Here is a 12,790-nt window from a genome sequence, read left to right on the forward strand (position 1 = left end):
AAACCAGTCAGATCTGCTGCGGGTCGACATCGACCAGCCAGCGGATCACGCCTTTGCCCTCGGCGCTGCGTCGCACGGTCTGCAACAGTGGCTGCCACGCCGCCAACAGGCGTTGCAACGCGGCTCGCGAGCCGCTCTCAATCAGCATCTGCGCTCGCTCCACGTTGGCGACCCGCTGGATCGCGAGCGGCACCGCCGGGTAGCGGGTCACGTGTTCGGCGCCAGGTAACCCATCGGCCGCCGTGCTCGCGGCAGTCAAGAAGGCCTGCGCCGACTCCTGCGTCCGCGCGTCGGCACGCAACAGCGCCTGGAACGCGAAAGGCGGCATGCCGGCGGCGCGGCGTTGCTCGAGTTCCGACGCAGCGAACGCCGCGTAGTCATGCCGGCGCAGGGCTGCAAACAACGGGTGCTGCGGGTGCGAGGTCTGCAGCCACATCTCGGCGCGGCTGCCTTGCGCCGCGAGGTAGGCGGCATCGCGCCCTGCGCGTCCTGCCGACTGCATCAGCAATCCGAACAGACGCTCGGGTGCCCTGAAATCGCTGGAAAACAAGGCGCCGTCCGGGTTCACCGCGGCAACCAAAGTGATTCGGCGAAAGTCGTGGCCCTTGGCGATCATCTGCGTGCCGACCAGCACGTCGACCTCGCCGGAATGCACGGCCGCCAGTTGCGATTCGAGCGCGCCTTCCTTGCGCGTGCTGTCGGCGTCGATTCGCGCGATGCGAACGGCGCTGCCATCCGGTCGCTTCACATCGGCGAAGAGCTCTGCCAGGTGTTCCTCCAGCCTTTCGGTGCCGCGCCCCACCGGCGCGATGTCAGGGTTGCCGCAGGCCGGGCAGGCGCGCGGCACTCGCTCGGTAAAGCCGCAATGGTGGCAACGCAGGGTGCGGTCGATCTTGTGGAACACGCGGTATGCGCTGCAGTGGGGGCACTCGCTTTTCCAGCCGCAATCGCCGCAGGCCAGCACCGGCGCGTAGCCGCGGCGGTTCAGGAACACCATGCTCTGCTCGCCACGCGCGATGCGTTCGCCGATGGCGGCGAGCAGCGCGCCCGACAGCACCGTTTTCGGCGGCTGCAGGTTCATGTCGACCAGCCGAACCGTGGGCAGTTCGCCGGCGCCTGCACCGGCCCCACCGTCGCTGCTGCCTCTGCTTGCGGCGCCGATGCGCGACGGCATCGCCAGCCGGACATAGCGGCCCCCCGCGTCGTCGCCCTCCGCGGGGCGGCTCTGATGCCAGCTTTCGAACGACGGCGTGGCCGAGCCGAGGATGACCTTGGCGCCTTCACGCTGGCCGCGCCACACGGCCAGATCGCGTGCCGAATAACGCGCGCCTTCCTGCTGCTTGTAGCTCGGGTCGTGTTCTTCGTCGACCACGATGAGCTTCAGCCCCGGCATCGACGCGAACACCGCCATCCGCGTGCCGAGCACGATGCGCGCCGTGCCGCTGTGCGCCGCCAGCCAGCTCGCGAGGCGCTGCGGGTTGGTCATGCCGCTGTGCAGCGACACGACGGCGTCGGCGCCAAAGCGTGTCTTGAAGCGAGCTTCGAGCTGCGGCGTGAGGTTGATCTCCGGCACCATGACCAGCGCCTGCGCTGCGGCATTGCGTACCAGCAGCTCGGCGACCGCGCGCAGATAGACCTCGGTCTTGCCGCTGCCGGTGCTGCCGAACAGCAGGAACGGGCCGGCCTCCGCATCGAATCGTGTCAGCGCAGTCTGCTGCTCGGAACTGAGCGCCACGGCGCTCTCGGCGCTTTCCGACAGCACATCGACCCGGCCAGACACCTTGCGCTTGAGCCGCCGCGCAAGTTGCGCCGTGCTCAGATCGCGCAACTGCGGCGGCAGCGCTGCCAGCGCCACTTCACCCAGCGAGCGCTGGTAGTAGCGCGCCGAGAACGCCACGAGATCGCGCCACGCATCGCCCAACGGCGCAAGGGCATCCAATGCGGCACCCACGGGTTTGAGTGTCAGCTGCGGGTCCGGCAGCGCTTGGCCCCATACCACGCCGAGCACCTCGCGTGAACCAAAAGGCACACGGACCAGGGTGCCTGCGACGAGCGGCACGGAGCTTGCGTAAGTCAAAAGTTCTCCCAGCGCACTGTGAGCCGGGGTCTGCACCGCCACCTCAACGTGCCAGTTCATGGCCGCCTCCGGTACGCGTGTTTCTTAAAGCGAAGTTGAACAAGACGGGTTAAGTCGTTGATTTCCTTGTCCTTTGCAGATCATCCAGAGTTTGTGTGGATAACTTTGTTGATATCCTTGCCTGAGACGCCGCAGAGCCCCGCAAATCAAGGGCTTCGCTGGAATGCCCACAAAAAAAGCAAATCTGGAAATCCATATGAATCAATGACTTAGGAGCGCTATCGCTTTGGTAGCAGGGAATACTTCACGCACGCTGTTTTTGCGCACCGCAGCAAGACTTTTGTGCATAAGTCAATCGGCGCTCGTGGTTTTTAAGGGTTGACAAGTGTGAACTGGCTTGGTCGGCCTTACAGCCGCTCACAGTTCTTTCGAATTCTTCAGGGAACTGCGCGCCATGCGAGAGTGCGAATGAACCGCATCGACCAACGCAGAAACGTGCTCCGGCGGCGTGAACTGGCTGATGCCGTGACCGAGGTTGAAGATGTGCGTCGGGCCGGTTGTCGTGCGGTCAGTGTGCGGCACGCCAAAGCTGTTCAGCACCTTCACGACCTCTGCCTCGATCTGCGCCGGCGGCGCGAACAGCACGTTCGGATCGATGTTGCCTTGAAGCGCCTTGGCCCCTTGGCCTTCACCCGCCAGCGCGCGCGCTTTGCCGAGGTTCACCGTCCAGTCGAGCCCCAGCACTTCGCAATCGAGCGACCGCATGGCCTCCAGCCACGGGCCTCCGCCCTTTGTGAAGACGATTCGCGGCACCGGCGTGCCGTCGACACCGTTGCGCCGCAGCTTGGCAAGCACCCGCGCGGTGTAGGCGAGGCTGAATTCCTGAAAGGCGCCGTCGGCCAGCACGCCCCCCCAACTGTCGAACACCATCACGGCTTGCGCGCCGGCTTCGATCTGGGCGTTGAGGTAGGCGGCGACGGCGTCGGCATTGACCGCGAGCAGTTTGTGCATGAGGTCGGGGCGACCGTAGAGCATGCTTTTGACCATCCGATAGTCGCTGCTGCCTGCGCCCTCGACCATGTAGCAGGCGAGCGTCCACGGGCTCCCTGAAAAGCCGATCAGCGGCACGCGTCCATCGAGCGCACGGCGAATCGACGTCACGGCGTCGAATACATACCTGAGCTTTTCCATGTCCGGTACCTCGAGTGCGGCGATCGAGGCTTCGTCACGCAGCGGTCGGGCAAAGCGCGGGCCTTCGCCTGCTTCGAAAGACAAGCCAAGGCCCATCGCGTCGGGCACGGTCAGGATGTCCGAGAACAGGATCGCGGCGTCGAGCGGGTAGCGGGCCAGCGGCTGAAGCGTTACTTCGGTTGCATAGTCGACGTTGGTCGCAAGCCCCATGAAGCTGCCGGCGCGTGCGCGGGTGGCGACGTATTCGGGCAGATAACGGCCGGCCTGGCGCATCAGCCAGACGGGCGTGTGGTCGGTGGCCTGACGCCAGCAGGCGCGCAAAAACGTGTCGTTTTGAAGAGGTGCGAAGGTGGAGGCGGAGGGCATCGTGGGATTGTCGCAGGGGCTTTTGAGGGCGGGTGCGTCGAGGGGCCGCATTGTTGGCATGCTGGGAACGCCTACCTACCGGAGTTTGCTCGTGAGTGCCCTTTTTTCGCCTTTCACCTTGCGTGATCTCACGGTGCCCAATCGCATCGTCGTCTCTCCCATGTGCCAGTACTCCGCGACCGACGGGCAAGCCAATGCATGGCATCTCATTCATCTCGGCGGCCTCGCCTTGTCGGGGGCGGGCATGCTGATCATCGAAGCGACTGCCGTGGAGGCACTCGGCCGCATCACACCGGGTGACCTCGGCCTGTGGGACGACGTTACCGAAGCGGCACTGGTACCCATGCTGGCCGCCATCCGACAGGTTTCGAACACGGCCGTCGTGATGCAAATCGCCCATGCTGGCCGCAAGGCATCGAGCCACGTGCCATGGGATGGCGGGCAACTTATTCCAGCCGACGCGCCGGACGGCTGGGTGCCGCACGCACCGTCGGCCGTGCCGCAGAAAGCAGGCGAAGCGGCATCACTGGCGCTGGATTCCGCCGGCTTGCAGCGCGTGCGCGATGCCTTCGTCGCTACGGCGAAACGTGCAGCGCGGCTCGGCATCGACGGCCTGGAAATTCACGGCGCGCACGGCTATTTGCTGCACCAGTTCTTGTCGCCCATTAGCAACCGGCGCAACGACGAATACGGCGGGTCGCTCGAGAACCGGATGCGCTTTCCGCTCGAAGTGTTCGACGCGGTCCGTGCCGCTTTCCCCGCCGACAAGCCGGTCGGGCTGAAAGTTTCTGCGACCGATTGGGTCGAAGGTGGATGGGACATAGGGCAGACCATTGCCTTCGCCAAAGAGCTGAAGACACGCGGCGTCGACTGGATCGACGTCTCCTCGGGCGGCATCTCGCCACTGCAGAAAATCACCGTTGGTCCCGGTTACCAGGTGCCTTTCGCCAAGGCGGTCAAAGAGGCGACGGGCGTGACGACCATGGCGGTCGGCCTGATCACCGAGGCGCGTCAAGCCGAGGACTTGATTGCCAGCGGGCAGGCCGACTTCGTCGCGCTCGCCAGAGCGATGCTGTACGACCCGCGCTGGGGTTGGCATGCCGCGGCAGAACTGGGTGCGACCGTCGAAGCGCCGCCGCCGTATTGGCGCGCACCGCCTCGCGAGCACCAGGCCGTATTCGGCAAGACCGCGTTCGGCGCGCGTTGACGCGGGCTTCAGCTCAGGCCGGCACGCCGTAAGGCCGCGGCGCTTGCCGCCGGTACAGCACCAGCGTGGCGATCAGCCCGCAAATCGCAGCCGCCGTCATCCACAAACCGGGAGCGCCCTTGTCGCCCGTCATCTCGATCAGACCGGTCGCGATGGCCGGTGTGAAGCCGCCGAAGATGGCCGTCGCCAGGCTGTATGCCAGCGAGAAGCCGGCGGTGCGCACGTTGACCGGCATCACCTCGGTGAGCGCCACCACCATCGCACCGTTGTAGCTGGCGTACAGGAACGACAGCCACAGTTCGACTTCGAGCATGTGAATAAAGCTTGGCGAACCGACCAGCCATTTCAGCGAGGGGTACGCGGTGAAGATCGCCAGCACCGTGAAGATGATCAGCAGCGGCTTGCGGCCCACGCGGTCCGACACTGCGCCCATCACCGGCAACCAGATGAAGTTCGAAATCGCCACGCACAGCGTGACGATCAGCGCATCGGTCGTACTCAGGTGCAGCACCGCCTTGCCGAAGGTCGGCGTGTACACGGTGATGAGATAGAAGCTCACCGTCGTCATCGACACCAGCATCATTCCGGCGACCACCAGGCCCCAGTTGGCGACCATCGACTGGAAAATTTCCCGCGCATCCGGCCGATGCTTGCGCGCCATGAACTCTTCGGTTTCCTGCAGCGAGCGGCGCAGGAAAAACAGCACCGGCACGATCAGGCAACCGACGAAAAACGGAATGCGCCAGTAGAAGTCGGTGACGTCGACCTGGGTGAAGGTCACGTTGAGCCAGTAGCCCAGCGCCGCCGCGACGACGATCGCCACCTGCTGGCTGGCCGATTGCCACGCAACGTAGAAGCCCTTGTGGCCAGGCGTCGCCATTTCAGACAGATACACCGACACGCCGCCCAGGTCCACGCCGGCCGAAAAGCCTTGCAGCAAACGGCCGATCAGCACCAAAACGGGCGCGGCCAGGCCGATGGTCGCGTAGCCCGGCGCGCAGGCGATGAGCAGGGTGCCGACCGCCATCAGCGCCAGCGTGACGATCAGGCCCTTGCGCCGTCCGACCCGGTCGACGTAGGCGCCGAGAAAAATGGCACCGAGCGGGCGCATCAAAAAGCCCGCGCCGAAGGTCATGAAAGTCAGCATCAAGGATGCGAACTCGTTGCCGGTCGGAAAGAACGCCTTCGAGATCTGCGTGGCATAGAAGCCGAACAGAAAGAAGTCGAACATCTCCATGAAATTACCGCCAGTCACGCGCAGGACGGTGGCGAATTTCGAGGAGGAAGCGATGGAAGTCGTCCCTGGTGTCATGGTCAGCGTCTCAAGTCGTTGGCCGGCAACTCGCGAAGCGAGCTCACCACACTTGACCGGAGGCTGACTTGATTGGTCAGCTTTGGTCCGCGCCTGCGTTCAGGCCTGGACCGGCTAGGCTTTGTACCGGACCGAGTTCCCGTAGGCGCGCGTCGTTGCAGCCGAAATCGGCTTGCCGCCGAAGGCTTCGCCCAATGCCTGGTTCACGTAGTTGGTCGCGGTCTTGACGTCATCGAGCCGAGACGATGCGATGCTGTCGATGGCGCCTGCGTAGACCAGCATCCCCGTGGGGTCGATGATGGAGATGTGCGGCGTGGTGCGCGCACCGTAAGCCTGGCCGATGGCACCGTCTTCGTCCATCAGCACAGCGCTCGGCGCGGCACCTTGCTCTTTCATCCAGCTGTCGAGCTCGGCCGGCTTCAGGTAGTCGCTGGCGGCGCGTTCGGTCGAGTTGATGGACAGCCAGACCACGCCCTTGGACGTTGCGGACTTTTGGGTGGCGGCCATGTTGCCGCTGCCGTAGTGCTTGCGAACGAAAGGGCAGCCAGGGTTGGTCCATTCGAGCACCACGAACTTGCCGGCGAAGTCCGAAAGCTTGTGCTGCTGACCGCGGGTGTCGACGGCGATGAAGTCGGGCGCCTGCTGGCCGACGGACGGCGCTGCGAAGGCAGTGGTGCCAACCAAGAAGGTGGCGCCAAGCGCCACAGCCGCCGCCATGACGGCGCGGCGCGAGGCGCGGTCGAGTGCGGCACGGGCGTTGCGTGCGGTCTGCGCGACACGGCGGGTGCGGGATGGAGAAGACGAGGGCGTCGCTGATCCGCGAGACTCGTTGGATTTGCTGGATTCAGTTTGGGAAGGAGATGGCTGTGCCAACTTGGACTCCTGACAGTGAAAAATCTAACACCGACGACAGCTTAGGCCGCTTTTCTAACGCCGGTGTGACAACCCGTAGCCGCCCGAGTCTTACAGCGCTGCGAGCGCGGCCCGGACCTCTTCTGCGCTGAGGATTTCCGTCATGACGACCGGCGCTTTACCTGCGACGTGAAGCACATAGACCGGTACGCCGCTGCGGCCCAGCGCCGTCAGGGCGGCGGTGATCGTCGGATCCTGGCGGGTCCAGTCGGCGCGCAGCAGCGCCACGTTGCGCGCCTCGAAATCAGCCAGCACAGCGGCGTTGTTCAACGTCGCCTTCTTGTTGTACTGGCAGGTGACGCACCACGCCGCAGTGAAGTCGACGAACACCGGCCGGCCTTCGGCATTGAGTTCGGCCACGCGCGCCGCCGACCACGGTTGCCAGCGCGCGCCGCTCGCAGCGACAGCCGGTTCGACCGTGCGCACGATGTTGCCGCCGATGGCGACCACCACCGCCGCGCTGCACACCACCAGCAAGCCCGAGACGAGCATGCGAGTGCGGCCGCGCAGCGTGAACGACCAGGCGAGGGCAGAGAGGCACACCAGCAGCCCGAGCAACGCGCCAGCACCGTCGATGCCGCTTTGCTGGCCGAGCACCCACACCAGCCAGGCGACGGTGGCGAACATCGGAAACGCCATGACATGCCGCAGTGTTTCCATCCAGGCGCCCGGCTTTGGCAGCAGCCGTGCGACCGCCGGGATAAAGCCCGCTGCCAGGTACGGCAACGCAAGCCCGAAGCCGAGTGCGGCAAACAGCATCAGCGCCTGCGCAGCCGGCAGCGCGATGGCGAAGCCGAGCGAGGCGCCCATGAACGGCGCCGTGCAGGGCGAGGCGATGACGACGGCCAGGATTCCCGACAAGAAGTCGTTGGCGACCGGGTGCCTTACCTGCGCGGCGCATAGCGAATGCGGCACCAGGATGCCGAACTGGAAGACTCCGACCAGGTTGAGCCCGATCATCGTGAAGAGGCCGGCCAGCACCGCCACGACCACCGGCGACTGCAACTGAAAGCCCCAACCCATTTGTTCGCCGGCGGCACGCAACATCAGCATCGCACCGCCCAGCGCCAGGAACGACAACATCACGCCGGCCGTGTAGGCGACGCTGGCGCTGCGGTGGCCGCGCTTGTCGCCAGCCTGGCGTGCGAAACCCAGCACCTTGATCGCCAGCACGGGGAACACGCACGGCATCAGGTTGAGCAGCAGGCCGCCGATGAAGGCACCGAAGAGGGCGGCGATGAAGCTGCCAGCGGTGGCTGAGGTCGGGGTCGCAGCCAAGACCGCAGCCGCGTTGGCAGCCAGCGCGGATTGCAGGGCCGGCGAGACTTCTGCGCGCGGTGCGGAGGTCGGCCAGATGCCGGAGACGGGCGCTTCGGCACGCCATGCGATGGGCTGGCCGGGCTGGCGGTCCGACACTGCCAGTGTCACCACCACGGGCATGACGGTCGGGCGGGCGCTGCGCTGGTCGGCCAACGGGATGGTGGCGGTCCACGCCGCGCCGTCCCAAGCCTGCGTCCAGTCCTTGCCCGGAATCGCCGCGGTATGGATCACGTCGCCGGTTTCGGGGAAGAAGCCGAGCGTCTTGCCCTGCACCGCGGCGGGCAGGCCGTCGAGGCGCACCTTGAGCGTCTTGCCCTGCACCTCGATCGTGCCGGGCCGGGCGAGCGCGACCGGCTGCGCTGCCAGCGCCGCATCGAAGCCGGCCTTGTCGAGCGCGGTCGAGCCCTGAACCGGAAGCTTGAGAGAAAAATCGCCCTGCTCGGGAATGCATTCCTGCCGGCACACCAGCCACGACGCCTTGAGCCGGATGTCGATGTCGGGGCTACCAGTCAGCGAGGTGGCGGGCTTGAAGTCAGGCGCGACCATGAGCGGCACCGGCAACACTACCGTGCCTTCATAGCCGTAGTTGGCCAGCGTCCCGACCGCGATCTTTTCGGGCACCGGCCAGGCAATGTCGCCCGCGGTGATGCCGGGTGGCAGCGTCAGCGCCAGCTCGGTGGGCAAGCCGGAATCGCCAGCGTTCTTCCAGTAGGTGTGCCATTCCGGCTGGTGGGCGATCTGGAGGCCGACCCATACTGGGGCGCCAGGCGCCACGCCATCGGGCGCATAGGCAATGAGTTCGGCGCGCACGTGCGAGGTGGTGACGACGGCGCTGGTCTTGGGCGACAGCTGGGCGTGGGCTGGAAAGCTGAACGACAGCACGGTTGCTACGGAAACGAGAGCCGCCGTAGCGCTGCTGCGAGCCGCTTTGGACGCGTCATTGAACAACGTCCGGAACGATCCTCCCACGCCGGGCGTCGGTCGAGCGGGAAGAAGCGGTGCGGAAGGGTTCATGCCGGAATGTCGGAGCGGGGAGTGATCGAGTTAGTTCCGGCCGGCGCGGCCCAACCGAGGATGACCCGTCGGCTGTTAGCGCTTTTCTTCTCTATCTTCGTCACCACCACGGTGCCGATCTCCGACGTGTTTGCAACATGCGTGCCGCCGCAGGGCTGGAAGTCGATCTGCTCGCTTTCCTCCTCGCCGTTGCCAGTGCGCCCGATGCGGATCGTGCGCACCGTGCCGCTGCCACGCGGCGGCTGCACGCTCATGCTCTTGATCAGCGCCGGGTTGGCATCAAGCTCGGCATCCGTGATGGCGCCCACCGCCAGCGGATGCGCTGCGGCCACGAGCCGTGCGAGGCCGGCGGTCAGCGCGTCCTTGTCGAGCGGCTCGGTCATATGAAAGTCGAGCCGCGCGTAGTCGGGCGTGATCGAGCAGCCGTTGACCGGTTGCGGCACCAGATGGCACAGCAGATGGGTGGCGGTGTGAAAGCGCATGAGTCGATGGCGGCGTTCCCAGTCGATGCGAGCCATGACGCGATCGCCCGGCTGCAGCGTGGCGAGCAAAACGGCATCGTCAGCCTGATTGGGCGCCGGCAAATGAACGATCTCGGCGGTCGGCTTGCCGTCGGCATCTTTCGTCTTGCGGGTGTCGACGATGACCATTTCGCGCCCATCGGCCAGCGTCAAAACGCCACTGTCCCCGGCCTGACCGCCGCCAAGCGGGTAGAACACCGTGCGGTCCAGCACGATGCCCGCCTCGACGACGCGCACGATACGGGCTTCACATTCGCGCAGGTAGGCGTCGGTGCGGAACAGGTCTTCGGTCATGCGGCATGGTAGCGGCGATGCGCCAAAGGGGTGCGCTCACGGCAGAAAGCGCCTGTCGCCGACAGCGTTCGCCTGTGAGTCGAGCAAGCTACTCGGACGTCCGATGGACGTGCAAGGAGAATTCCGAATGAACCGATTTACGACGCGCCGGCCCGCCGAGGTGCTGACCGTCATGGCCGTCGCCACTGCAGTGCTGCTCGCCGCTTGCAGTGAAACCGCCAAGCTGCCGCCAGAACGCACGACCGGCCCCACACCCCAGCTGGCCGCCCCCAACCCGACGCTGATTCCCACCGTCAACATCGCTCCCGCCGTCGGCTGGACCGACACCGCCGGGCCGACGCCCGCCAGCGGGTTCGCGGTGACGGCCCTGGCGCGCGGGCTCGACCATCCGCGCTGGGTCTACGTGCTGCCGAACGGCGACGTGCTGGTGGCCGAAAGCAACAAGCCCCCGAAGCCGAACGAGCCGAAGGACGGCGGCGACGGCCTCTTCGCGCAGATCAGGCAAAAGATCATGGGCATGGTCATGAAGCGTGCAGGCGCCGGCACGCCCAGCGCCAACCGTATTACGCTGCTGCGTGACACTAACAACGACGGTGTGGCGGAGGTCAAGGAAATCTTCCTGCAGAACCTCACCTCGCCCTACGGCATGGTGCTGGTCGGCAACGAACTCTTCATCGCCAACGCCGATGCGTTGATAAAGGTGCCCTATACCGAAGGCCAGACCAAGATCACCGCAGCGCCCACGCTGGTGACCGACCTGCCGGCTGGCATCAACCACCACTGGACCAAGAACGTCATCGCCAACCGCGACGGCACCAAGCTCTATGTGACGGTCGGCTCCAACAGCAACATCGGCGAGAACGGCATCCCGGCCGAAGAAGGCCGAGCCGCCATATGGGAAGTCGATGTCAAGAGCGGCGCCAAGCGACTCTTCGCGAGCGGCCTGCGCAATCCGAACGGCATGGGTTTCGAGCCCGACACCCAAGTGCTGTGGACCGTGGTCAACGAGCGAGACGAGATCGGCAGCGACCTGGTTCCCGACTATCTCACCTCCGTCAAGGACGGCGCTTTCTATGGATGGCCGTGGAGCTACTACGGGGGCCATGTCGATGTGCGCGTCTCGCCGCAGCGACCCGACATGGTGGCCAAGGCGATCCCGCCCGACTTCGCGCTCGGTTCCCACGTGGCGCCGCTCGGCATGACCTTCTCCAGCGCGCGTGGCATGCCGGGCGATTTCGCCAATGGCGTGTTCATCGGCGAGCACGGCTCGTGGAACCGCAAGCCGCTGTCGGGCTACAAAGTGGTGTTTGTGCCCTTCATCGGCGGCCGCCCTAGTGGCGCGCCGGTCGATGTGCTCACCGGTTTTTTGACTGCCGACGAGAAGGCGCAAGGCAGACCGGTCGGCGTCGCGCTGGACAAGTCGGGTGCGCTGCTGGTGGCAGACGACGTGGGTAACGCTGTCTGGCGGGTGTCGAAGGCCAGGTAAGAGCGCCGGGCCGAGCCGAGCTAGAGGTCTGGGCTAGAACCCCTGCAGCACGACCTTCCCCTGTGCCTTGCCGCTCTCGACCAGCGCATGTGCCTTTATCAAGTTGGCCGCGTTGATGGTGCCGAGATTGGCGTTGACAGTCGTGCGGACCTTGCCAGCGTCGACCAGCGCTGCGACTTCGGCCAGCAGCTTGCCCTGCTCGTCCATGTCGGGCGTCTCGAAACGAGAGCGCGCGAACATCATTTCCCAATGCAGTGACAGGCACTTGGTCTTGAGCGGCATCGCGTCCAGCATCGGCATGTCGTCGATCACCGCGATGCTGCCTTGCGGCTTCAAGCTCTCGATGATCTGCGCGTAGTGCTGCACCGTCTGCGTGAGGCTGGCGACCATGTCGACCTCGCCGAAGCCACCGGCCCTGAGCTCGGTTGCAAGTGGCCTGGAATGGTCGATGACCGCATGCGCGCCGAGGTCCAGGCACCACCGGCGTGTCTCCGCGCGCGACGCGGTGGCAATGACCTTCAACTGCGTGAGCTGGCGGGCCAGCTGAATGAGGATCGAGCCGACGCCACCGGCACCGCCGACGATCAGCAGCGTCTGTCCGGCGCCGCCGCCCTTCGGTACGCCGAGCCGATCGAACAGGAGTTCGTAGGCAGTGATCGTGGTCAACGGCAGCGCGGCCGCTTGCGCATCGTCCAGGCTCGTCGGTGCCTTTGCCACGATGCGCTCGTCGACTGCGTGGAGCTCGCTGTTGGCCCCCGGCCGCGTGATCGAGCCGGCGTAGTACACGCGGTCGCCGACCTTGAAGTTCTTCACCTCGGCGCCGATCGCCTCGACGAGGCCGACCACATCCCAGCCCAGTACCTTGGTCTGGCCGGGCTCGGGCGCGGCGTTCTTGCGCACCTTGGTGTCGACCGGGTTGACCGAGATCGCTTTCACGCGCACCAGCAGGTCGCGCGGGCCGGGGCTGGGCGCGGACAGCTCGAAGTCTTCGAGCGCCGCAGGATCGTCGATGGGCAATGCGTGGCGGTAGCCGACAGCTTTCATGAATCGTTCTTTCTTGCTTTCGATCGGTATCGATCGGTTGTTGTCG

The 12,790-nt window shown here is 65.6% G+C and carries 9 protein-coding genes; 2 read left to right on the forward strand and 7 right to left on the reverse strand.

Annotated features, from left to right (window positions below; genetic code table 11):
• Window positions 1–7 precede the first annotated feature (7 nt).
• Complete coding sequence (gene priA / locus QN413_RS20280; protein ID WP_323498376.1) at window positions 8–2,137, reverse strand: replication restart helicase PriA; 2,130 nt, start codon at window positions 2,135–2,137, stop codon at window positions 8–10.
• A 357-nt stretch (window positions 2,138–2,494) separates the two neighbouring features.
• A complete protein-coding gene (gene hemE, locus QN413_RS20285) occupies window positions 2,495–3,634 on the reverse strand; it encodes a uroporphyrinogen decarboxylase (protein WP_323498377.1) in 1,140 nt (379 codons plus the stop codon).
• Window positions 3,635–3,725: 91 nt separating this feature from the next.
• Here hemE and QN413_RS20290 point away from each other — a divergent pair, with 91 nt between their 5' ends.
• Complete coding sequence (locus QN413_RS20290; protein WP_323498378.1) at window positions 3,726–4,841, forward strand: NADH:flavin oxidoreductase/NADH oxidase; 1,116 nt, start codon at window positions 3,726–3,728, stop codon at window positions 4,839–4,841.
• Between the two features lie 13 nt (window positions 4,842–4,854).
• Here QN413_RS20290 and QN413_RS20295 read toward each other — a convergent pair whose 3' ends face one another.
• From QN413_RS20295 to QN413_RS20310, 4 genes are all read right to left on the reverse strand, one after another.
• Complete coding sequence (locus QN413_RS20295) at window positions 4,855–6,153, reverse strand: MFS transporter (RefSeq protein ID WP_323498379.1); 1,299 nt, start codon at window positions 6,151–6,153, stop codon at window positions 4,855–4,857.
• Between the two features lie 114 nt (window positions 6,154–6,267).
• A complete protein-coding gene (locus tag QN413_RS20300) occupies window positions 6,268–6,870 on the reverse strand; it encodes a redoxin domain-containing protein (protein WP_323498410.1) in 603 nt (200 codons plus the stop codon).
• A 246-nt stretch (window positions 6,871–7,116) separates the two neighbouring features.
• On the reverse strand, window positions 7,117–9,399 hold the full coding sequence (locus QN413_RS20305) for a protein-disulfide reductase DsbD family protein (RefSeq protein WP_323498380.1): 2,283 nt from the start codon (window positions 9,397–9,399) through the stop codon (window positions 7,117–7,119).
• Window positions 9,396–10,214, reverse strand: a complete 819-nt coding sequence (locus QN413_RS20310) for an alanyl-tRNA editing protein (protein WP_323498381.1) — start codon at window positions 10,212–10,214, stop codon at window positions 9,396–9,398. Before QN413_RS20310 ends, QN413_RS20305 begins: the two co-directional genes overlap by 4 nt.
• Before the next feature lie 127 nt (window positions 10,215–10,341).
• Here QN413_RS20310 and QN413_RS20315 point away from each other — a divergent pair, with 127 nt between their 5' ends.
• A complete protein-coding gene (locus QN413_RS20315; RefSeq protein ID WP_416352213.1) occupies window positions 10,342–11,700 on the forward strand; it encodes a PQQ-dependent sugar dehydrogenase in 1,359 nt (452 codons plus the stop codon).
• 33 nt (window positions 11,701–11,733) lie between these two features.
• Here QN413_RS20315 and QN413_RS20320 read toward each other — a convergent pair whose 3' ends face one another.
• Window positions 11,734–12,744 carry a zinc-binding alcohol dehydrogenase family protein gene (locus QN413_RS20320; protein WP_323498382.1) on the reverse strand — a complete coding sequence of 337 codons (1,011 nt, stop codon included), beginning with the start codon at window positions 12,742–12,744 and terminating at the stop codon, window positions 11,734–11,736.
• Window positions 12,745–12,790: the final 46 nt, after the last annotated feature.

Source organism: Variovorax sp. LG9.2 (assembly GCF_035018885.1).
Taxonomy (GTDB): domain Bacteria; phylum Pseudomonadota; class Gammaproteobacteria; order Burkholderiales; family Burkholderiaceae_C; genus Variovorax.

Excerpts from the sequence above, each read along its gene's own strand:
- priA (WP_323498376.1), bottom strand. The coding sequence starts at position 2,137 with ATGAACTGGCACGTTGAGGTGGCGGTGCAGACCCCGGCTCACAGTGCG.
- QN413_RS20295 (WP_323498379.1), bottom strand. The coding sequence starts at position 6,153 with ATGACACCAGGGACGACTTCCATCGCTTCCTCCTCGAAATTCGCCACC.
- hemE (WP_323498377.1), bottom strand. The coding sequence starts at position 3,634 with ATGCCCTCCGCCTCCACCTTCGCACCTCTTCAAAACGACACGTTTTTG.
- QN413_RS20310 (WP_323498381.1), bottom strand. The coding sequence starts at position 10,214 with ATGACCGAAGACCTGTTCCGCACCGACGCCTACCTGCGCGAATGTGAA.
- QN413_RS20320 (WP_323498382.1), bottom strand. The coding sequence starts at position 12,744 with ATGAAAGCTGTCGGCTACCGCCACGCATTGCCCATCGACGATCCTGCG.
- QN413_RS20300 (WP_323498410.1), bottom strand. The coding sequence starts at position 6,870 with ATGGCGGCGGCTGTGGCGCTTGGCGCCACCTTCTTGGTTGGCACCACT.
- QN413_RS20315 (WP_416352213.1), top strand. The coding sequence starts at position 10,342 with ATGAACCGATTTACGACGCGCCGGCCCGCCGAGGTGCTGACCGTCATG.
- QN413_RS20305 (WP_323498380.1), bottom strand. The coding sequence starts at position 9,399 with ATGAACCCTTCCGCACCGCTTCTTCCCGCTCGACCGACGCCCGGCGTG.